This window comes from Pseudomonas psychrophila, assembly GCF_001043005.1.
In the GTDB taxonomy this organism is placed as follows: Bacteria; Pseudomonadota; Gammaproteobacteria; order Pseudomonadales; family Pseudomonadaceae; genus Aquipseudomonas; species Aquipseudomonas psychrophila.
The window spans coordinates 23,168-45,167 of record NZ_JYKZ01000007.1; the positions used below are offsets into that span (position 1 = coordinate 23,168).

Here is a 22,000-nt window from a genome sequence, read left to right on the forward strand (position 1 = left end):
GGGCAAAAAGCCAATGCCCCGAGATGTCGGGGCATTGGCTAAAGTGTGAAACACACATTACCTGTCAATCAGGCTTCAGTTCCAGGGACGATCGCCGTTCTCATCCTTGATGCGAGTCGGCAGGCCCATCACGTCCAGCGCCTTGAGGAACGGCTCTGCTGGCAGTTCTTCAACGTTGACCATGCGTTTCACGTCCCACTCGCCGCGAGCGACCAGCAAGGCAGCTGCCACGGGCGGTACACCCGCGGTGTAGGAAATGCCCTGGCTGTCAGTCTCGGCAAAGGCGTCCTCGTGGTCGGCTACGTTGTAGATGAACACCTCGCGCGGCTGACCGTCCTTGGTGCCTTTGACCAGATCACCGATGCACGTCTTGCCCGTGTAACCGGGGGCCAGCGAGCTCGGATCAGGCAGTACTGCCTTGACCAGCTTCAGTGGCACGACTTCCAGGCCCTCAGCGGTCGTGACCGGCTGCTCGGAAAGCAGGCCCAGGTTCTTCAGGACCGTGAACACATTGATGTAGTGCTCACCGAAGCTCATCCAGAAACGTACGTTGGGCACGTCGAGGTTCTTCGACAGGGAATGAACCTCGTCATGACCGGTCAGGTACAGGTTCTGCTCGCCGACGACCGGCAGGTCGTCGGTGCGCTTGACTTCGAACATGCTATTGCTGGTCCACTGGCTGTTCTGCCAGCTCCAGACTTGACCGGTGAACTCGCGGAAGTTGATTTCCGGGTCGAAGTTGGTGGCGAAATACTTGCCGTGGGAACCGGCATTGACGTCGAGAATGTCGATGGAATCAATGCGGTCGAAATACTGTTGTTGCGCCAATGCGGCATAGGCATTGACGACACCCGGGTCGAAGCCTACGCCGAGGATGGCGGTGATGTTTTTCTCTTTGCACTCCTCGATGTGGTTCCACTCGTAGTTGCCATACCAGGGCGGCGTTTCGCAAACCTTGCCCGGCTCTTCGTGAATGGCGGTGTCAAGGTAAGCCACGCCGGTATCGATGCAGGCACGCAGCACCGACATGTTGAGGAAGGCAGAGCCGACGTTGATGACGATCTGCGATTCAGTTTCAAGAATCAGCGCCTTGGTCGCTTCGACATCCAGAGCGTTCAGCGAGAAGGCTTTGATGTCGGCGGGCTGCTTGAGGCTGCCCTTGGCGATGACGCTGTCGATGATGGCCTGGCATTTGGAGATGTTGCGCGACGCGATAGCGATACGACCAAGTTCATCGTTGTGCTGCGCGCACTTGTGGGCCACCACCTTGGCGACACCTCCTGCACCAATGATAAGAACGTTTTTCTTCAATTTGTTTAAATCTCCCTTCTGCCAGATTACGAGAGGCTGGACAGGTAGTCGTTGAAATCAAACTCGCGAACCACTTCGACTGTACCGTCGAGTTGTTTCACTACGATGGACGGCATTTTCAGACCGTTGAACCAGTTTTTCTTGACCATGGTGTAACCCGCTGCGTCGATAAACGACAGCCGATCGCCGATGGCCAGCGGACGATCAAATTGATACTCGCCGAAAATGTCCCCGGCCAGGCACGACTTGCCGCACACCATGTAGGTGTGTTCGCCTTCGCTCGGGGCCAGTTTGGCATTCAGGCGGTAGATCAGCAGATCGAGCATGTGGGCTTCGATGGAGCTGTCTACGACCGCCAGGTGCTTGCCGTTGTAGAGCGTGTCGAGCACGGTCACTTCCAGCGAGGCGCTCTGGGTGATGGCAGCTTCGCCTGGTTCCAGATAAACCTGCACCGCGTATTTTTGCGAGAAGGCCTTCAGGCGTGCGCAGAAAGCATCCAGTGCATAGTCTTCACCAGTGAAGTGGATACCGCCGCCCAGGCTGACCCATTCAACCTTGTGCAGCAGTTCGCCGAAGCGTTCTTCAATGGTGCACAACATCTGGTCGAACAGGCCGAAGTCACCGTTCTCGCAGTTGTTGTGGAACATGAAACCGGAGATCTGGTCGATGACCTGTTCGATCTTCACCGGGTCCCATTCGCCCAGACGGCTAAACGGACGTGCGGGGTCGGCCAGCAGGTAGTCGGAGCTGCTCACCTGCGGGTTGACCCGCAGACCGCGCACTTTGCCGGCAGAAGCCTGGGCATAACGCTGCAACTGACCGATGGAGTTGAAGATGATCTTGTCGCTGTTCTCGAGCATCTCCTCGATCTCGTCGTCGGCCCAGGCCACGCTGTAGGCGTGAGTCTCGCCGGCGAACTTTTGTCGACCGAGTTTGAGTTCATACAGCGACGACGACGTGGTGCCGTCCATGTATTGCTGCATAAGGTCGAACACCGACCAGGTGGCGAAGCACTTGAGTGCCAGCAGGGCCTTGGCCCCGGACTGCTCGCGTACATAGGCGATCTTCTGCATGTTCGCCAGCAGCTTTTGTTTATCAATCAGGTAGTACGGGGTTTTGATCATTTCGAGGCGCCTGCGGCATGGCCAGCCAAAAAAGGATGCGCATTGTGCCTTCACTGACCGCAGATCGAAAGAGCAGAACGCCAAGTTTGATCGGCGGCACCCGTACCGCAAGGCTCAAAGCTCAAATAATTCAGTGAACAGATGCGGCATGCAGCCATCACCCAGCCTATTTATATAGGGCATGGAGCGGCATTAAATTGTTTCAAATCCCGTCTTTGTGCATGCACAGGTTTTTCAGGCATGCCTCCTTTGACGAAGACGGATCTGCCCCATGAATTCGACCCGATTGCCCCCTGATTATCTCAGCCGATTCGATGTGCTCAGCAGCTTCAAGCACACTGAGTTTTCTGCTTTGCCGACCCTTGAAGCAGTGGTTTCGCGGACCTTTGAAGAAGTGCTCAATGAGCAGCGCCCAAGTCTGGGCATTCATCCGGGCGCGACCCTCAAGGTTGCAGTGCCGTTGCGCATTGCGCAATTGCCCGTTGATCCGGCCCGGCGCTTTCACTTTATGACCCCGGCACAACTGATGATCGAACGCTTTACCGGGCTGTCCGAGAGAACCCTGAGGCAAGGTGCTCACTGGTTGAGTACCGAAGACAATATTGAGGCGCTTAGCCTGCTGACTGTGAACATGCGCGATATTGAAGTGATTGCCAGTGAGTGGAGCCCCCAGATCCCGACACTGTTCAAACAGGCACTCGCGTGCTTCTGGGGGCAAGTATCCGGTGCAGGCCACAGCCCCTTGAGCTGGCTGGCCCGTACCTTGAAGGCCGGCCTTTACAGTGCTGCCTTGAATACCCAGCGCGTACCTGCCTTGACTCAAGAGCAGGTCAGCCTGGCGACCGAGGTCACGCTGGCGAGTCACAAGCAGCACCGTTTGCGATCACCGGGCGAGGGGGGCAATCGCGCCTATGTCGTCAATATAGATACCACCCGCCTGGGAGAACCCCGTTATTTTCGACTGCCCGGGGTGGCTGTTCTTGAGCGTTCTGAAGACCAGCAAACCACTCTTCTGGCCTGGTCGCTTGCGGGGGGGATCGAAGCGTTTGACTCGCTGCAGGCCTTCGGTGAGACCCTCGCCAGCCGGCTGGAGCCGCCTCTGTCCGAGCATGCCAGCTGGAGTCTGGACGAGCCGGAAGACGAGTTTTTTGTCGCCCTTGCACATACCCTGCTGGATAAGCAACTTGAGGACATTGATGCCATGTTTGCGACTGCCCGGGTGCAGCGATGGAGTGCCGAACGACTGGAGCACGGGCTGCTCAACCTCACCCAAATGCCTGATGTGTTCAGTGCCCGCGAACGCAGTCAGTTTGAACAGGTGGCCGATCAATTCCCGGCCTGGCTTGAGGAGGGGAGTGCCGATGATCAGTTGGCCTACAGTGCCTTGCTGGCTGCTGAGATCACCCGACAAAGTGAAGCGCGAGGCCATTCCTTTCTGGACGATGTGGCCCCGTTGCCCGATTACGCCAGCCACCAGCTGCGCACGCGCATTCTTCAGGATCACCCGCACGCCACCTCAGTGAATGTGGACGATATTGAAGTGCATGATTTAAGTATCGAGAACTTGCAAATGGCCTGGATGACCGATGACGTCATGTCTCTGGTCGACCTGTCGCTGACTTACATCGGTGGCAAACCGCCCGGGTTCCTGTCTGTCAGGGGGCGTAATGGCGTGACCCTGCCGCAGTGGATGAATGCAGGCTACGTCAAGCAACTGGTGCAGGAACTGGACGTGGGCAGTTCTTACATTGCCCTGCTCAGGCGTCTTCTGATTGAAGATGAACAGGTGGCCAGAACCCGGCGTGGATTGTTCAAGGCTCAATTGAGGAATCAACTGCCCATGCTCGCGCTGGAAAAGAAGATCAAAGGCGAGTCAGCGATCACCTCGCGCAGTGTCGAAATCATTCAGCAATTGATGCACCAGGACCGGCTCACAGCCCATGACAGTGTGGTGATCAGGCCGCTTGAGTTGTCACCCTATGAAGGGGCTAAGGTGGATACCGTGCTCAATATGTTCATCTTTGGCCCAAGGCAAAAATCAGTAGGGCCTTTCGTGCTGTACAGCCCTTTCAATAGCGAGGTACTGCGCGAATTCGTCAGTTGGCAAGCGCTGTTGACGGCGATCAAGCAAGCAGGACCCTTGAACGACCAGGTCCTGGAATGGATGCCGCAAAAAAGCCGTGGGTACTATGTGGAGGGCGGTTTTGACAGGCCCCACCTTGAGAGTGTGCTGTTGGAAGGTGAGCTCGCATTGTTGCCACGTCGCCCGGCAACGTTAAGTGAGCGGGTGTTGGAAGGTGATCATTTTGAGTTTCTGTTCGATGCCAACACGGGCGCATTGATTGCGCTGGCTGATCGACAGTCAGTCAGCGTTTCGGAAAGGCGCTGGAGCTTTTTCAAGCAATGCGCCTGGACGTTATTCAACGGCCTCACGTTTTTCGTCAGTGGCCCCCTCGCCAAAGCCGCCTGGCTTTTTCAGGTACTGCTCAGTATCGATACGGGGCTGCAGGCGCGCATCGAGCGCGACAAGGCTGCGGCTTCGCAATCGGTGCTTGATCTGTTGTTTATCATCAGCCTGACCCTGTTGCACCGCGGGCTCACGTTTCAGTCTGAACGGACTCAAAAGGCGCGACTCAAAACGGCGGTGGACGAGCCGTTGTTCAGCGTCCCTGAGCCGATAAAACCCCGTACCGCACCGGTAAGGCTTCAGCCCAGAACTCCCGGCACGGTGCCAGCCCATGGCCGAGAGGATTACTCGCCGCTGGATTTCTCATGGTTTGGTGCCAGCCCTCAAATGACGGCCAACCAGAGCGTGGCTATTGCAACCTTCAAGGTTGCTGTAGACCTGAGCAAGGCCTCGAAAATAGAGGTCGGGCCCTTCAAAGGGACTTACACCTATCAAGGCAAGTACTGGGTCAAGATCAAGGATGCTGTGTATCGGGTCAGCCGGGAGCAGGACGGTCTGGTGATCCAGGACGACAGAAATATCCTGCGCCTGGGGCCCTGGCTGATGACCGATGGACAGGGGAGTTGGGACTTTGATTTGCGCCTTCGCCTGCGCGGTGGCGGACCCAAAAAAACCGTGCAAGCCCTGCGCGCAGCGAAAGAAAAACAAATCAGTGAATTCAACACTCAACGGGTCGCCCTGATCGCCCAAAAACAAACAATACAAGGTGTGATGGAACTGACATTGACGCTATTAAAATCGGCCACTTCAAGGCGTGTCGAATTAATCGGGCGGCTGGAGCTTGAGTTTGAGCGTTGGTACAAAAAACAGGCCGAGTTACTTGAATTGCTCCATCAAATGAATAACTTCAGCCGCATTGCCAATTATGAAACTGAAAAGCTCTATGGTTTGGCGGCAGTGCTGAAGTTTGCGTTTGATGTGCAAGTATTAATTGAGGGCGAATATCGCCAGCTAAAAGGTAGCTCCCTGTCAGTCGGATTTTCCGACGCGAAGTTTCAGGCCCTGGAATCCCTGGCAGGTGGGGAAAGTGAGCCCTATGAGAAAATGATTGCCGACCTGAAAGTCACCGAGTCATGGGAAAAAAGGCTGGTGAGGACTTCCGAATTAACCTTCGATGCTTTGCAGGAAATCGGCAACGTGGATGCAGGCAATGACAGCAACTTGAAGCGTATTACCGAGATTGCGGATCTGGACCCGGCTTGGCGTTACTGGAATGTTGTGTATGTAAAGACGTTGCTTGAATTGTTGGTAAAGGATGAAGTCAGTGAGTTGACACCCCTTGAGCTGGACTGCATCAATTACTTTGATAATTCGAGGTTGGCAACCGTGGCCATGTCCCAAGCCAGTATTGTGCTGGATGGCAGGATTTCAACGGCTGAACGTATAACGTTCTTTGATAGCGCGCTGCATGCGTACGAGGTGGCAAGGTTGCAATGCCGTGGCCTTTTGGCCCTGCAATCCAATGCTTTTCGAAATGAATACGTCATCTCACTGGATCGGATGCTTGAGCGGCTAAGCCATTTTGCAGAGGTCATTTTCAGCAACGCTATCAAGGCCATCGAAAACGTTGAAGTGGAGGAACCCGCTCCCTCTTCAAGCCAGCAGGCCGCCAGAGCCGAGAGCAGACCGCATTCTTCGACCAGACCCAAGAAGGTATTCAAGACCGACAAGCAACAAGTGTTGGTCGGGGTGGTGCGCGACCCCGTTGCCGGAGAGACAGCAGAGGTGGTTGATGTTATCGATTCGATGAGCAATATGAAGGTCAGCAGCTACAGGAATACGGGAGGAGAAAGCTGGATTGAAGTTGAGAAGCCAATTCCGACAGTGCCCAGGCGCGCTAACCAGAGGCGGGCTTTGTCCCGGCTGGAATCCCAGGCGAGCGAGCAGTTGGAGCAAGTGGAAAGCACTGTCCAGCTGATCAAGTCCCAAGCCAAAACCGCGAAAATCCCGCTGGAAATCGAAGACATCCTGGTTCGCAAGTCCCAGGCGCTAGCGGATACCGCACGGAGTATGCAGGACATATTGACGGGCGCAGATGTGGCCGAGGGTCACATTTCTGACGTCAGGGCCAGCGCTGTCAGGGGGACGATTGCCGAACTGGAATTGAACGCCGAGCGGTTGAAACAGGAAGGCAGACAGATCCGGATCGAGATGATCAAGGAGCAGTATCCCACTGAGGAGCGGGTCGACTACCTGATGACCCAGGGCGAAATCGGCATATCGAGGCTGGGGCCCAGACGATCGCTGTCCAAAGGGGTGCGCAGGGACTATCTCCAGGAATATGAAATCAAGGACAAGTCGGGCGCTGTGCTCTGGTATGCACACTTTCATTACGACACCCAGGATGCCGCACCGCAGTCCTACACCGCAGCGCATTTGAAAACCCTGGAGCAACGTACGATGAGTGAGCGAGCGCTGTACATGAAAGCGAGAAACAGCACCGATGTGATTGAGGTTTACCGGGGCAAGATCAACGCCGCCTTGGCTGGCAAGTTGTTTATCAACCTTTGAGCGAATTAGGGTGGCGTGCGGCGTATCGGTACCGCCTGCCACCCTTGAGCCGGTGCAGCGCAGCAGCTGTCAGGTGTTACAGCGTCCACTTCAGCGAAAACATTAGGTTGCGCGGATCGCCGTAAGTCCCTGAACCGCTGGCGGTAGGGATGCCCTGCCAGTATTTTTGATCCAGCACGTTGTTCAAGTTAACCCGTGCATCCCAGTGCTCATCCAGGCGATAGCCAGCCATCAAGCCAACCACGGCATAAGGGTCTTGCTCGGCATGACCGTTGCCGACCCGGCCATAGGTTGCGCTTTGCGCCAGCACGTCAGCGCCAATTCGGACTTTTTGCAGATCGCCTTGCAAGTGATAGGTGGTTGCAGCTTTGAACAGATGCTTGGGCTGGTTGGGTGCGAACAGGTTGCCTTTGTCAAAAGCCTTGTCCTTGACGAACTGGCTCAGCACCAGGGTATAGGCGGCGGAAGCCTGCCAGTCAGGGGTGATGGCACCGCTGATTTCCGCGTCCAGGCCACGGCTGCGGACTTCACCTGCGGCTTCATAGCAAGTGCGGTTGGTGGCAAGGCAACTGGAGGGCTGAGTATCGAGCGCATAAGCACGGTTTTCCTGGGTCATGTCGAACAGAGCCACGGATGCGTTCAGTTCACCGTTGAAGTACTCGCCCTTGATCCCGACTTCGTAACTTTCCCCTGTCATCGGTTTGAGCACCGAACCTGCGACATCCTGTTGGGTTTGCGGCTTGAAAATTTCGGTGTAACTGGCATAGACCGAGTAAGTGTCGTTGATGTCGTAGACCACGCCCGCATACGGCGTGACTTGCTGAGTGACCTTGTAATCGCCGGTGCCCGAGCGGTTGTCGTATTTGTACCAGCTCAACCGGGAGCCGATGATCACGTGCAGCGGGTCGAACGGGTTGAAGCGAGCGGCGGCATAGACGCCTTCTTCTGTCGCGGTGTTTTGGCTCTGGTACGGGGTACGGTCAGCAATGTCCGGCTTGGGAATCACGCCCGGGTCGAAATTGTAGATGTCGATCGGCGTGGCCTTGGCCCAGAAGCCGCCTTTCTGGTCGAATTTTTCCTGACGACGGCTTGCACCCACCGTCAGCTCATGTTCGCGGCCAAACAAGCGGAATGGGCCCGAGAGCGAGCCATCGAGGTTGGTCTGTACATCGGTGGTGTCGTACTGGCCGGAGGACTGGGTAAACCCGCCGCCCTTGGCTGCGCTCAAATAGCTGGAGAACGTGTTGGACTCGGCCCAGATCTTGGCGAAGGCCAGCCTGGAGGTCCAGCCGTTGTCGAAGCGGGTGGTGAGGTCGGTGAACAGGCTGACGTTGTCCCGATCCCAATAGGCCCAGTCGTTGCTCAAGAATGTTGAACGCGACAAGTGCAGGTCTTCACCATTTGGACCTGCTGGCAGGCTGCCCCAGTCCGAGGTGGCGTCGTCGCGTTGCTTGGAGGCGCCGAGGGTCCAGGTGGTTGCATCGCTCAAGTCTGCTTCAATCACGCCGTAGAACGTTTGGCGCTGTTTATCGCGCTCGTCGATGTAGCTCTTGTCATCTTCATAGGCCGCCACCACGCGGCCGCGCAGGCTTCCCGCTTCATTGAGCTTGTTCGACGCGTCCACCTCGGTGCGGTAACGATCCCAGCTCCCGGCGCTGGTGGTGATACTGACCTGCGGCGTAGCGGTAGGGCGCTTGCGCACCAGATTCAGGGTGGCTGACGGGCTACCGGCACCGCTCATCAGGCCCGTGGCGCCGCGTACGACCTCTACGCGGTCATACATGGCCAGATCCGCCCCGGCGATGGTGTCCAGGGTGAACGTACTGAGACTGGTGGGCAGGCCGTCGTACATCAAGTTGTCAATGATAAAACCGCGTGCGAGGAACTGTTGGCGATCCCCACCGAACTTGCGAAGGGTAATACCCGGTGCGTATTTGACCACGTCGTTGAGGTCATTCATGCCCTGATCATCCATGCGCTGACGGGTAATGACGCTGACCGATTGCGGTGTTTCCCGGATCGATAACGGCAGGCCGACAGCCGTGCTCATTGCACCGGTGGTGTAGGAGCCGCTGCCTTCGGTGGTGGCGTTATCGGTTATCACGCTTTGGGCATTGATGTTCACCTCACCGAGGTTCAGCGGACCTGGACTGGTGGTGGCAGCCAGGGTTGCAGCAGAAAAACCCAGCGCCAGGGCACCGGTCAACGAAGAGGTAAAGGGAAGGGGCATCACACAGATCCTGCAGAAGAAAAGATTCGTATCGGCTTTTCAGACAAATCGCAGTGACTGAAGCTCGTTGTCTGACAACGGACTACGCTATTGCGTCGATACTAAAGACTTATTCTCATCTGTAAATAGCAATTGTTATCAGATGCGCTGGATTTGTATTTGCACTTGAGGTTAATGCGCTTGTCCTCTATGCCCATTCACTCTGGATTAGCTGGACGAAAAGGGTGGTCAAAGGAGCGATAGCCCAATGGAAGCAGGGGGATGTGTTCATAGCCCCTTGAGTTTTAGATTCCAGAAAAACAAATGCCCCGACACGTCGGGGCATTTGTTTTCGATCCTGATCAGGCTATGTTTTCACATGCTCTGGCCAGCATGGGGTATTGCGCGACGACGCGGGGTGCCTTTAATCAGAACACAACGCCCTGGCTACGCAGGTAGTCATCGTATGTGCCGCTGAAGTCAATCACGCCACTTGGGCTCAGCTCGATAATACGAGTGGCCAGCGACGATACGAACTCACGGTCATGGCTGACGAATACCAGAGTACCCGGGTAGTTCTCGAGTGCCAGGTTCAGCGCCTCGATGGATTCCATGTCCAAGTGGTTGGTCGGTTCGTCCATGATCAGTACGTTGGCTTTTTGCAGGATCAGCTTGCCGAACAGCATGCGGCCTTGCTCACCACCGGAAATAACCTTGACCGACTTGAGGATGTCATCGTTGGAGAACAGCATGCGGCCCAAAGTGCCGCGTACCATTTGCTCGCCTTGAGTCCACTGGCCCATCCAGTCGAACAGGGTCATGTCGTCTTCGAAGTCGTGGGCATGGTCCTGGGCGTAGTAGCCCAGTTCAGCGGCATCTGTCCACTTCACAGTACCGGCATCCGGGGTCAGTTCGTTGACCAGGGTGCGCAGCAGGGTGGTTTTACCGATACCGTTCGGGCCAATGATTGCAACGCGCTCGCCGGCTTCAACGGTGAAGCTGAAGTCCTTGAACAGAATCTTGCCATCAAAGCCTTTAGCCATTTGCTCGACCATAACGGCCTGGCGGTGCAGCTTTTTGTTCTGTTCAAAGCGAATGAACGGGCTGACACGGCTCGAAGGCTTGACCTCGGCCAGGGTGATCTTGTCGATCGCCTTGGCGCGGGAGCTGGCCTGCTTGGATTTCGAGGCGTTGGCCGAGAAGCGGCTGACGAACGCTTGCAGTTCGTTGATCTGCGCTTTCTTCTTGGCGTTTTCGGAGAGCAGTTGCTCGCGCGACTGGGTCGCGACGGTCATGTACTCGTCATAGTTGCCCGGGAACAGACGCAATTCGCCGTAGTCCAGGTCAGCCATGTGGGTGCAGACACTGTTCAGGAAGTGCCTATCGTGAGAGATGATGATCATCAGGCTGTTGCGCTGGGTCAGAATGTTTTCCAGCCAGCGGATGGTGTTGATATCCAGGTGGTTGGTTGGTTCGTCGAGCAGCAGTACTTCAGGATCCGAAAACAGTGCCTGGGCAAGAAGAACACGCAGCTTCCAGCCCGGTGATACTTCGCTCATCGGGCCGTTGTGCTGTTCGATGCCGATACCCAGGCCCAGGAGCAATTCGCCGGCACGGGATTCAGCGGTATAACCGTCCATTTCTGCGAACTCGGTTTCGAGCTCGGCAACGGCCATGCCGTCATCTTCAGTCATTTCAGGCAGCGAATAGATGCGATCGCGCTCGGCCTTGACCTTCCACAGCTCTTCGTGACCCATGATCACGGTGTCGATTACGGTGAATTCTTCGTAAGCGAACTGGTCCTGGCGCAATTTACCCAGACGCACGTTCGGCTCCAGCATGACCTGGCCGCCAGATGGCTCAAGATCATCACCGAGGATTTTCATGAAGGTGGACTTGCCGCAACCGTTGGCGCCGATCAAACCGTAACGGTTACCTGCACCAAATTTTACTGAAACGTTCTCGAATAGCGGCTTTGCGCCGAACTGCATCGTGATATTTGCTGTGGAGATCAATTACTTTACCTATCAATAGCTTAGAAAGCGCGAATTTGGACCGGGACCAATTTTTGACCCCTTTGGGAGCTCTTCAAGCTCACTCCGATCTGAGCTTGAGTTGATCCATCGCGCATAAGTCGACAGCAGCATCTGCACGTTATGGCCGAGCTGCTGGGAAATAAATGCGGGGGTTCATGCCAGACATATTGCGTATTGTCTCATAGGTGTGCCGGCAGTTGTACGGTGGTCTGTACCGTATCTTCAAGGCGCTGATGGTCGGCTTGCAGGGTTTGAGCCCGTCATAGGGTCGCGTCACGCATTTAATGGGGCTTTGCGCCCCGTTTTGCACTCGTTATCCATCCCGGCAGTGACCGAATACATCCATGAACAGCCGTGAGCTGGTACTTGAAATAGACGGTCACTGACCTGTTGTGTCCCGCAAGTCGCTTAAAGCTGTTTCAGGGTTTCCTGGGTAATGGCTTCAAGACCGGCTTCGGTGATTTTCTTCCAGTCGGTATCTGTCGGCACTTTCAAGTTCTCGCTGACCAGCGTTTTCACGAAGTGTTCAGGCTTGCCTGGGGTTTTTATCTGCAAAAAGGACTTGTTGCGTAGCACTTTATCGAGCACGCCTTCAGCCGTGTACCATGACCAGAATTCAATGATGTTTACGTTCACTTGTCTGACATCAAGGGCTCCAGGAGCGCTGACCACCTCATAGCCTGCCTGGCGGTAAGCGGTGGCAACGGCATCGCCTACCAACCCTGAAACTGTACGGCCCTGTGGCAACAGCACGTCGCCGATGGCCATATTGAAGTTATTGCGTTTGCGCGCAATCGCCCGCTCGGTTATCGACGTGTCGTCGATGTCGTCGTACTTCAGTGACGGTATATCGAATCTGGAAGGCTTGATCTCAAAAACACGACTATCAACGGTACTGATGTAAACCTTTTTGCCATTGCTGGGGGCCGGTGTCTCAGTATTGCCTGGTGGCAAAACATCCACATTCACTTCTGCCCTGTTAGTGGCGCAACCTGACAACAGCACCAATGCAGCAACCGCCAAAATTTTGCGAACCATCTTCAATACTCCCTCTTATAGTGCGCCTTCATAGGCATGACCCAAAACTGGCCAAAAAGAGTGTAGAAGACAAATCGCAGCTCTACTGCTGGGATATTTCACGGGGTTGAACGCAAAAAAATCGGCTCAGATTCAGGCCGTCATTGCAGTCGTTGAATCGCGTAATTGTTGTGTGTGACGCCTGTTATTGCTCAGTGAAAATACGCTTGCAACCCCATGGCAGGCACCTTGCACCGAAGCGTGATGTGTTGAAGTGAGCTAAAGCAGTGCTTTAGGCTATCGACCTATTCAGGAGGTTTTTAAATGAAACAGTTACTGTTAGGTGTTCTGCTGGCTTCGAGTGCTGGCCTTGTACATGCCGGGGTTCCGTTAGTTAACGCAACCTGTCCAGGAGGCACTGAGGTCCACGCCGATCAGGGTGGTCCCATTTATATCAATGGCAAAGAGGCCACGCTGAAGAAGTTCAGTGAAACCTATTTCGAGGCCAAGGGCAGCGGTATTACGATTTCGTTGATGATCAATCCAGACGGCTCTGCAAGTGTTTCATATACAGGTAAGGCCAGGGCTAATGGGATCTGCCAGGTAAAAGGGCAGGACACCTGACAACAGCGCCACTTCAGGTGTTTGTGGAACGCTCGCGGGATAAATCAAATGAACCCCTGAGGGAATTGGACTCTAAGTAAATTCAATCCCACGGAAATTTACTGTGTCCAAGATCATTACCGAGGATGTTCACGTTCCAAGGGAGTCTGCCGAGGACGTATTTCTATTTGGTACTCCGAAAGACCGTCTGGATTTCTATCGACGAGAGATCCAGTACGAAACCTCCTTGCTGTCCAATCGTACGAACGCCTATTTGACGGCTCAGTCGTTTCTGGTCATCGCGTTCGCTTCCTCAATGGCCAACCTGAATCCTGCGTGGGGTGAGTTGTTCACTCTGATAGTGCCCACCTTGATGGCGGTTCTGGGCGTTGTGAGTTCACTGAATGCCTGGCCAGGATTTAAAGCGTCGAATGTCATTATTGATCATTGGCATTTCAAGCAAAGCCATTTGCTCAAAAGTGATCCTGTGATGGGAAATGCCTACGATGATTCCCCTTTGTTCAACGAGACTGAGTCCAGTCACAAGGGGTATAGAAAGTCTCTGATGTTCTCCATGAGAACGCCCTGGTTATTCATGTTTTTTTGGCTGGTCCTAGGAAGCTTTTGTATCTGTGTTCAGCTCTCCAATGCCAGTTGAGGCGCTGCACACAGTGCTTTGTTCGTCGTTGCGAGGCTAGCCCTTCACGCAACGTATACGGGCCCGCTATAGGCGTACGTTCAACTGCTACGCTAATGATCTGCAGTGCCTGACGGCTCAAATAAGTCTCTGACACTCAACCCTCGATTGTGAAGCGTGCTAACAGAATGGGGTTGAGGAATGCAGGGGCTGTCGGCGAACAGGCGTGGGATGCCCTGCACGAATAACCAGTATATGAATTCAACCGAGATACAGCTCACGTCAGTTATCGAGGCTTCATTGTTGAGGTGTTCGTCCATGCAAAGACTTTGGAAGCGCTATCAGCAGTTGCTGGAGAACGATCTCAGTACGCAGATCTTCGACAACGTTAAAAACCTGGTCGTGTGCGCACTTCTTTTTGCAGCGGGGACCGATGCCCTGAGAGGCACACATGATCTGTTCATGGGGCTCCTGGCATCCAGCATGGCAGGGTGGGGCCTTGTTGCATTATCGACAATCCTTCTGGTACTGAATGTGAGTGACGGCATTCGCCGGCTCGCCACTCTTCGCTACCACTTGCTCCTCCAGGCATCCCTCATCCTGATTTACGTGGTGATCTCGATGCGTGTTGTCGAAATCGTCTGGGGCTTTCGATCTTCCTGATAACACTCCAACGGCCTGAAGACCGCCCATGTGCCGGGCGGCCATGACTGTGCCTGGGTCCTTGGCAATCTAACAGTCGCTGTTTTTCAGGACGTTCACTATGCCCTGCAAACGCAGCTTCATGGCTTCACTGCTACGTTGCATCGGCGCTCGCAACTCGTCATTGATCAGGCCAGCAAGCGCCAGGGCGGATTTCACCGGAGCAGGATTGGGTTCGATGAACAGGCTGTGAATCAACGGTACTAATCGAAAAAACGTCGCACGGCCCTCGGCCAGCTGGTTATCGCGAATTTGCTGATACAGGGCCACGAACAGCTCTGGATGGACGTGTGCAGAGGCAGCAATTGCGCCAGATGCCCCGAGGCACAATGCACTGAATATCTGGTTGTCTTCGCCGCATAACACATCCACTTTTTTACTGGCCAGAAGCGCCAGTGTGTTGGCCTGATTGCCGCCGCAATCCTTGATAGCGACAATCTGCTCATGCTCGACAATGTTGAGCAAGGTCGTTTGTTCGAAGGTCACGCCGGTGCGATAGGGGATGTCATAGAGAATGATCGGAACGCTTGAGGCATCGGCGACGGTATTGAAAAAACCTTCAAGCCCCGCTTGGGACGGGCGGATGTAGTACGGCGGCGGGACCAGTAAACCTGCCACGGAGCGCTTGAGGATTTCACTCTGAAAACACAGCAATTCGGCCAGGTTATTGCCGGCCAGCCCCATGACCACCTGCGCTGATGGTACCTGTTCGAGCACCGCATCAAGCACATCCAACTGCTCACGTTTGCTCAGCGCAGCTGCTTCGCCCGTGGTACCACAGACCACAATACCGTCGATTCCACTTGCCAGCAGATGACTGACCAGCCGCCGAAGTGCGACAAAGTCGATCGCGCCGTTATGGAAAGGTGTAACGAGTGGAATCCAGATCCCTTGAAACGATGACATGTACTTTCTCCTGAGGGTTGACCGATTTAGTCACCGCCAGAAGTGCAGAAGGGAACAAAGCAAGGGAGGAAGTCCGTAGCGCTCATGTCCTGTCAGCCCATCTGACGGGACAGCGCGCCCCGGTCAAATGAGCGACTGTTTCTTGGATTTGGAGGCGAAGCAGGCACGACCCGACGCATCAGCATTTAAGCCGATATTGCGCAGCAAAAGGTCGGTGATTAGCAACATCAGGGGGTTCGCCTTCAATCAATGACCCCTTTTTTAGAAGTTTGCCGCGCAGATGTCAACTGGCCATTGGACCTTGGCCTGAAATGGTCGGGAAGCTATCAGCAAGGCAGTTGATCGACAATTATCACCTTGCGCCCGTAAGCTCATACGCGGTACGGCACCCAGACGTGGACGTGATGGTTATCCTCAATGTGAAACAGGGAGTGACATGGGCTTTTTAGATCGGCTGTTTGGTGGACGCTTCACCATGCCTCCACCCGAGGAAACCAACCTCAGCGCTTCAAAAATCATGAAAGAACTGCGACCCGAGGGGCACGATCCCGCCCAGAAAAAAGCACTTGAGGCTTTTGCTAATGAGCTGGTAGCCCTCATTCCACAAAAGGAAGGTGCCAGGCTTGTGCGGCGTGTGATGCGTCGATACGCGATGGGAGATGACGCACCCAGCGCTCTCACAGAGGGGTTCTTGAATGACCCCAAGGGACAAAAACTTGAAACCCTCGTTCTGCTTAGCGTGGACTGGAGGGGGTATGACGTTTTCGAGTATCAGGCGCCCTATTTGGTGAACGCCAGTGGTTTGAACGAACCCTACGTCTATGTCCATGAAGGCACCTCATCCATGCCCGAGGTTCTCGGCAACCTTGATCAGTGGTTGGCCCGGTTAGGTAAGCGTTATCTTCACCTGGATTCAGGAGGGGATAATTACGACGGTTTCATTGTTGATGCTGATCGGGTACCCGTGATTATTGAGTTGGCGGGGCGTGCCGGGATCAAAGTCAGCCTTGAGAGTTTCTAGACACTTTGCAGAGTGATGATGGGCGAGGGGCTGCTGGCCCATTATTCAGTCGCGATACCTGGCGGTTTGACCTGATCAGGGTGCGTTTATAACCGCAACCGCTTGGCATATGGCTGCGCCGCCCGCTCCGCTGGTTTACCTACGCCTGAACCCAAGCCGTCGGAAGGGCTGATATAGACCTAAGCTAATTCCAAAATAGTATTTATTTGTAGTTTTTAAGATCGTTTAGCTTTATGCCTCTGCAAGGCGCCGCCCTCAACCGCGGCGCTTTTTTTTGCATCAGGCGTACCGTATTCGACGCATGGCCTGAGGCGCAGCCAAATTTCCTACTCTGGAGCGAGCGGCAAGTCCGCCTCCAGGGGGCGCTTGCTCGGAGCTACTGTGACACTTACTCAAACCTCTTTTTCAGCAGCCCGGATCGAGCCATCTCAATTGCTCGCGCATCCCTCCAGCAATCGCGCAAGGGAGGATGACGTAGTGCTTGAGTTGCGAAACGTCACCAAAACGTATCAGCGCAAAAACGCTTCTGCGTTGCTTGCCGTCAGCGATGTCAGCTTGAAGGTTCGTCGTGGAGAGGTGCTGTGCCTGATGGGAACATCCGGCAGCGGAAAGTCCACGCTGCTGCGCCACATCAATCGCTTGATCGAGCCCACCAGTGGCGAAGTCCTGATCGAAGGCCGGGCCATCAGTGGCTTGAGCCCTGGGGCCTTGCGCGATTTAAGATCCCGGCGCATCGGCATGGTGTTTCAACATTTTGGCCTGCTGCCTCATCGCACGGTGCTGGACAACGTTGCACTGCCCCTCGAGTTGCGCGGGGAGCCCGAGCCGATTCGTCATGCGGCGGCAAGCCTGCAGTTGCAGGCGGTCGGCCTGGAAGGGTGGGGCGATCATTATCCCCATGAGCTTTCCGGAGGCATGCAGCAACGTGTTGGCCTGGCACGGGCATTGGTGACCGAGCCCGACATCTTGCTGATGGACGAGCCATTCAGCGCACTTGATCCAACCATCCGACGGGATCTGCAACGTCACTTTCTCGCGCTGGTGCGTGAACGCGGTATCAGTACATTGCTGGTCACCCACGACCCAGCCGAAGCCATACGTCTTTCTGACCGCATTGCAGTGCTGCGCCGTGGGCGGCTGGTGCAACTGGGTACACCCGAAGAGTTGCTGGAGCATCCGGTGGACGCTGAAGTCGCGGATTTTTTTCGGGACTGCACCCCAACCCCGTCAGTGCTGCAGAGCATCGACAGCGCCCCTGAAAACACGCGTCGTGAACAAGCTTCCAGCGCTGTTATAAGCAACTGGCAAGCACTGTTGCTGGGCCCCGCCGCCTTGGCCGCGCAGGGCAAGGGTGGTGCTTTCTGGCTCACGTTCGTTGCAGAACTCGGCGCCTTGGCTCTAGTCGGGCAAGGCATAGCCAGTGCCTCTTGGCTGGCGATTCTGGCGGCCGTAGCGGTGTTAGCGGCCAGTCGTTATACCGCCTTATCCTTGAGTCGCCATCCTGTGCGCAGCAACGCATCGGGTTGGGCGCTGCCTTTGGCCGTGTTACTGGTCAGTCAGGCATTGGTGATCTGGCGGGTCCTCACCCCTGACACGACCAATGTGTTGCTGCAGTTCCCCAGCAATCGCCAGGCGCTGTTACTGACGGCGCAGAGCATTGATGATTTTATCAGTTGGTCCCAAGTGACGTTCGAGACAGCATTCGTGGGTGTGATCGTTGCTGTCAGGAGCGTCATCGAAGGCATCGAAAGCGTGTTGGGCTGGTTGCCGTGGCCCGTTTCGGCCCTGGCACTGGTGCTGTTGGCGTGGCGTTCGGCGGGCCTGGCGTTGGCGCTGACCAGTGGCGCGGCGTTGTTGTACATCGGTCTGTTCGGCTTTTGGGAGCGAACCATCGCCACGCTGGCGCTGGTCGGCTCGTCAGTATTGATTGCCCTGGTCATTGGCGTGCCTGCCGGCATCCTGCTTGCCAGGCGGCCGCTCGTAAGGAAGGTGATCACGCCTTTGCTGGATGTCATGCAAACCCTGCCAACGTTTGTGTACCTGATCCCTGCCGTCGCGTTCTTTTCTGTCGGCAAGACCCCCGCCGTGATCGCAACGGTGATATTCGCCCTGGCGCCGATGATTCGCCTGACATCGCTGGGTATTCAGCAGGTTCCCAAGGATGCCGTCGAAGCGGCGGTCGCACATGGTGCCAGCCCGTGGCAAACCTTGATCAAAGTGCAACTGCCTCTGGCTCGACGATCGCTGCTGCTGGGCATCAATCAAACCATCGTCATGAGTTTGTCGATGGTCGTGGTGGCGGCACTGATTGGTGCTGGCGGCCTGGGTTATGACGTCATGACGGCGTTGCGCAATATCAAGGGCGGCGAGGGCGTGCTGGCTGGGGTGGCGATCGTTCTGTGTGCGCTGATCCCTGATCGAATCATTCAATCGAGCTTGCGCAAGCAAGATCATCTGCACAACTAAACGGTGAGACTTATTGTGAAGACACACGTATTGCGCACTATGGGCGCTGCTGCACTGCTGAGCGCCCTGATTCTTCCTGCAACCGTCCTGGCCAAGGACAAAATAGTGATTGGCGAGCAAAACTGGACGGGAGCCATCGCTATTCAGCACATCCTCGGGGAAGTGATCAAAACCCGTCTTGATGGGGATGTTTCGTATCTTGCGGGGGATGTACCGGTGCTGTTCAGTGCCGCGGCGAAAGGCGATGGCTCAGTGGACGTACTGACGGATATCTGGCTGCCGAACCAGTCGGCAGCCTGGGCGAAATACGTCACGGGAGGTACCCGTTCATTGGTGGCGAACACTCATCCGTATGCCGGGGAACAGGGCTTTTATATCCCCGGTTATGTGCAAGACAAGTACGGGGTCAAATCCATCTATGACTTGAAAAAACCGGAAGTGGCCAAGCTCTTCGAGCCACTGGGCGGCGGCAAGGCTGAACTGCTGGTGGGGCCTGCCGGATGGGAGTCGACGTATATTGGCCAGATCAAGGCCAAGGATTACGGGTTTGCCGATAAGTTCGAGTCGGTATCGACAGAGGCGTCGGTGACCTACGCCAAACTGGCTTCAGCTTACAAGGGGCAGCGTGGCGTGGTGTTTTATGCCTACACGCCGGACTGGATCTTCTCGGCGTTTGACCTGCGTCGCCTGGAAGAGCCCGCCTTTGACGGCTATGCCCAGGACAACAAAAAAGAAGACCCGCTGTACAAGGCCGATGGCTGCTGGAAATTCATCAGCCCCACCGTTGATCCGGACTGGTTGAACAAGAGTCAGATCACCTGCGCCTTCCCGGATGCCAAGGTGCATGTCCTGGCGTCCACTGCCTTGCAAAAGCGCGCACCGAAAATTGCCGAGTTCCTGCGCAATGTCGCTATCGAGCCTGCACAACTCAATGATCTGATCCTGAAGATCGAAAAGGAAAAGCTGCCAGCTGATATCGCGGCCAAGGAGTGGGTCCAGGCGAACAGTGCCATCGTTGATCAATGGCTCGCTGCAGCGGCGCCGAAAGTGAGTGCAATCCAATGAGCCAGGCGTCCTTGCGTTTGCTCGACGGCGGCATGGGTCGAGAGCTGCAGCGGATCGGAGCGCCGTTTCACCAGCCTGAATGGTCAGCGCTTGCGCTGATCGAGGCCCCAGAGTTTGTGCTCCAGGCCCATCAAGCGTTCATTGAGGCTGGTGCACGAATCATCACTACCAACAGCTACGCGGTGGTGCCCTTTCATATTGGTGATGAGCGCTTTGCCAGGGATGGGCGAGCGCTGGCCGAACGGGCCGCAGACCTGGCTCGCCAGGCGGCATCCGGCAGCATCGAGCCGGTCACGGTGGCCGGCTCTCTACCGCCAGCCCTGGGGTCTTATCGACCGGATCTGTTTGATCATCAACGCTCGGTCGCTATTCATCGCGAGTTGATCGCCGGACTGCGGGCTCATGTCGATGTCTGGTTGGCGGAAACCCAGAGCTCTATCGCGGAGGTACGGGCGGTGGTGGAGGCGCTCGGCGTTGAGCCCAAGCCACTCTGGGTGTCGTTTACCCTGCTTGATGAAGCTGATGAGCCGCCACGACTGCGCTCTTCAGAGTCGGTGGTCGATGCTGTGCGCGTAGCGATCGAGCTGGGGGCGAGAGCGGTGCTCTTCAATTGCAGCCAGCCCGAAGTCATGGCTGCGGCACTTAGCAGCGCACGAGACGTAATTCGTAGCGTTGATCAAACCATTGAGCTTGGGGTGTACGCCAACGCATTCCCTCCCGTAAACACCCAGGCAAAAGCAAACAGCACGTTGCTGGAGATTCGCAGCGATCTGGGGCCTGAGTCATACCTGCACTGGTCAAGGTCCTGGGTAGCGGCAGGTGCCAGTATTGTTGGAGGGTGCTGTGGCATCGGACCTGAACATATCGCACAGTTGCACACGCATCTGCTGCCACAAAAAGAGGTGGTCAGCCCATGACTGATTTTCGAGAAGACGTGAATGTTGAGCAGGCTACTTTCGGCGCGGGCTGTTTTTGGGGGGCTGAAGCCGGGTTCAGAGTGTTACCGGGTGTGCTCGATAGTCGCGTCGGTTTTGCCCGGTCGTCGAAAGATGAATCGGCGCTGATTGAAGTGGTGCAAGTCGACTTTGATGCGCGGGTGATTTCCTACAGTCGCCTGATCGAACATTTCTGGACGCTGCATGATCCGACATCAATCGATCGCCAGGGGGCGGATATCGGGGTGAAGTACCGTTCGGCCTTGTTTATCAACTCCGATCAACAAGGCCGGCTAGCCCTGGCCGGTATCCAGCAACTGGAAGCCAGCGGCCGCTTGGGAAAATCGGTGGCCACGGTCATTCTTCCACTGGGTGAGTTTCAACGGGCGGATGAAGACCAGCAGCGGTACCTGGAAAAGCATGGTGCGGGTGCCTGCTCCCTCTGAAAGGTCGAAGGAGTACAGGGTGGGAGCGAGCACACATTCAGTGGAGAGTGACCGCCCGGCGACTTTCGCCAATCCTGATCCTGTCCAGTGCACGGTTTAGAGCATCCAGGGCATCGATCAGGGCTTTTGCTTCCGCCACTCGATCCTCCCCCCAAAGGCGCTCAGCCATTTTGTTCAGGGCCTGAATTGACCGTTCTATGTCTGCTGCCGTGACAGCCGGGTTCTCGGCGGGTTGTTTCTTCTTTGGCATTCTCAAGACTTCTTCGGTGCCTGATCGATGAGCCTCGCCGCCTGGCATGGCTCATCGATCCAGCAGCCACTAGGTGATTTCATCCCCCGTTGTCAGGCCAGGGGTTCAAATGGATGCAGGCAATTGTACTGGCTTGCTCGCGTGGTCACAGGACTTGAGTGCAATCTACGGCTGAACCTTGATGAACTCATGGGTTGAAGAGGATAGATAACATTCACGCACTTTCTGATAAGGCGACCACAGTCTCTCAAACTGCTTGACGGCGTGACGGGCTCTGCAGCGGATTGGGCGCCA

The 22,000-nt window shown here is 55.7% G+C and carries 16 protein-coding genes and 1 pseudogene; 9 read left to right on the forward strand and 8 right to left on the reverse strand.

Annotated elements, in window-relative coordinates:
- Window positions 1-75: 75 nt before the first annotated feature.
- A complete protein-coding gene (locus TU76_RS16190) occupies window positions 76-1,311 on the reverse strand; it encodes a saccharopine dehydrogenase family protein (RefSeq protein WP_019822834.1) in 1,236 nt (411 codons plus the stop codon).
- 26 nt (window positions 1,312-1,337) lie between these two features.
- Window positions 1,338-2,435: a carboxynorspermidine decarboxylase gene (locus TU76_RS16195; protein ID WP_046810086.1), complete on the reverse strand. Its 1,098-nt coding sequence runs from the start codon at window positions 2,433-2,435 to the stop codon at window positions 1,338-1,340.
- Between the two features lie 271 nt (window positions 2,436-2,706).
- On the opposite strand from TU76_RS16195, the gene TU76_RS16200 reads away from it, so the two are divergent.
- The gene (locus TU76_RS16200) at window positions 2,707-7,413 is read left to right on the forward strand and encodes a dermonecrotic toxin domain-containing protein (protein ID WP_048352102.1); all 4,707 of its coding nucleotides are present in this window, start codon (window positions 2,707-2,709) and stop codon (window positions 7,411-7,413) included.
- 76 nt (window positions 7,414-7,489) lie between these two features.
- On the opposite strand, the gene TU76_RS16205 is transcribed toward TU76_RS16200, so the two are convergent.
- The 4 genes and pseudogenes from TU76_RS16205 to TU76_RS16215 form a co-directional block, all read right to left on the reverse strand.
- On the reverse strand, window positions 7,490-9,643 hold the full coding sequence (locus TU76_RS16205; RefSeq protein WP_048352103.1) for a TonB-dependent siderophore receptor: 2,154 nt from the start codon (window positions 9,641-9,643) through the stop codon (window positions 7,490-7,492).
- A 407-nt stretch (window positions 9,644-10,050) separates the two neighbouring features.
- Window positions 10,051-11,637: an ABC-F family ATPase gene (locus tag TU76_RS16210; protein ID WP_082113439.1), complete on the reverse strand. Its 1,587-nt coding sequence runs from the start codon at window positions 11,635-11,637 to the stop codon at window positions 10,051-10,053.
- A gap of 12 nt (window positions 11,638-11,649) precedes the next feature.
- Window positions 11,650-11,884: pseudogene (locus TU76_RS25970) on the reverse strand (site-specific integrase); the annotation flags it as partial.
- Between the two features lie 182 nt (window positions 11,885-12,066).
- The gene (locus TU76_RS16215) at window positions 12,067-12,696 is read right to left on the reverse strand and encodes a YajG family lipoprotein (protein WP_019822824.1); all 630 of its coding nucleotides are present in this window, start codon (window positions 12,694-12,696) and stop codon (window positions 12,067-12,069) included.
- A 303-nt stretch (window positions 12,697-12,999) separates the two neighbouring features.
- Between TU76_RS16215 and TU76_RS16220 the strand changes: the two genes are divergently transcribed.
- The 3 genes from TU76_RS16220 (at window position 13,000) to TU76_RS16230 (ending at window position 14,578) form a co-directional block, all read left to right on the forward strand.
- Window positions 13,000-13,299, forward strand: coding sequence for a hypothetical protein (locus TU76_RS16220; protein ID WP_019822822.1), 300 nt, complete (start codon window positions 13,000-13,002; stop codon window positions 13,297-13,299).
- 112 nt (window positions 13,300-13,411) lie between these two features.
- Window positions 13,412-13,936, forward strand: a complete 525-nt coding sequence (locus tag TU76_RS16225) for a hypothetical protein (RefSeq protein WP_403212623.1) — start codon at window positions 13,412-13,414, stop codon at window positions 13,934-13,936.
- A gap of 297 nt (window positions 13,937-14,233) precedes the next feature.
- On the forward strand, window positions 14,234-14,578 hold the full coding sequence (locus TU76_RS16230; protein ID WP_037031803.1) for a hypothetical protein: 345 nt from the start codon (window positions 14,234-14,236) through the stop codon (window positions 14,576-14,578).
- Between the two features lie 69 nt (window positions 14,579-14,647).
- On the opposite strand, the gene dapA is transcribed toward TU76_RS16230, so the two are convergent.
- Window positions 14,648-15,523 (reverse strand): 4-hydroxy-tetrahydrodipicolinate synthase, encoded by an 876-nt coding sequence (gene dapA, locus TU76_RS16235; RefSeq protein ID WP_019822818.1) that lies wholly within the window; start codon window positions 15,521-15,523, stop codon window positions 14,648-14,650.
- A gap of 436 nt (window positions 15,524-15,959) precedes the next feature.
- Here dapA and TU76_RS16240 point away from each other — a divergent pair, with 436 nt between their 5' ends.
- The 5 genes from TU76_RS16240 (at window position 15,960) to msrA (ending at window position 21,456) form a co-directional block, all read left to right on the forward strand.
- Window positions 15,960-16,544, forward strand: a complete 585-nt coding sequence (locus tag TU76_RS16240; RefSeq protein ID WP_019822816.1) for a DUF6630 family protein — start codon at window positions 15,960-15,962, stop codon at window positions 16,542-16,544.
- A gap of 477 nt (window positions 16,545-17,021) precedes the next feature.
- Entirely contained in the window at window positions 17,022-19,010 is a 1,989-nt protein-coding gene (locus TU76_RS16245) for an ATP-binding cassette domain-containing protein (RefSeq protein ID WP_088500115.1), read from the forward strand.
- Window positions 19,011-19,049: 39 nt separating this feature from the next.
- Window positions 19,050-20,075 (forward strand): ABC transporter substrate-binding protein, encoded by a 1,026-nt coding sequence (locus TU76_RS16250; RefSeq protein WP_019822814.1) that lies wholly within the window; start codon window positions 19,050-19,052, stop codon window positions 20,073-20,075.
- Window positions 20,072-20,992: a homocysteine S-methyltransferase family protein gene (locus TU76_RS16255; RefSeq protein WP_019822813.1), complete on the forward strand. Its 921-nt coding sequence runs from the start codon at window positions 20,072-20,074 to the stop codon at window positions 20,990-20,992. Before TU76_RS16250 ends, TU76_RS16255 begins: the two co-directional genes overlap by 4 nt.
- Complete coding sequence (gene msrA / locus TU76_RS16260; RefSeq protein WP_048352105.1) at window positions 20,989-21,456, forward strand: peptide-methionine (S)-S-oxide reductase MsrA; 468 nt, start codon at window positions 20,989-20,991, stop codon at window positions 21,454-21,456. The genes TU76_RS16255 and msrA overlap by 4 nt, the downstream gene beginning before the upstream one ends.
- Before the next feature lie 37 nt (window positions 21,457-21,493).
- On the opposite strand, the gene TU76_RS16265 is transcribed toward msrA, so the two are convergent.
- Window positions 21,494-21,706, reverse strand: coding sequence for a hypothetical protein (locus TU76_RS16265; RefSeq protein ID WP_019822811.1), 213 nt, complete (start codon window positions 21,704-21,706; stop codon window positions 21,494-21,496).
- Window positions 21,707-22,000 lie beyond the last annotated feature (294 nt).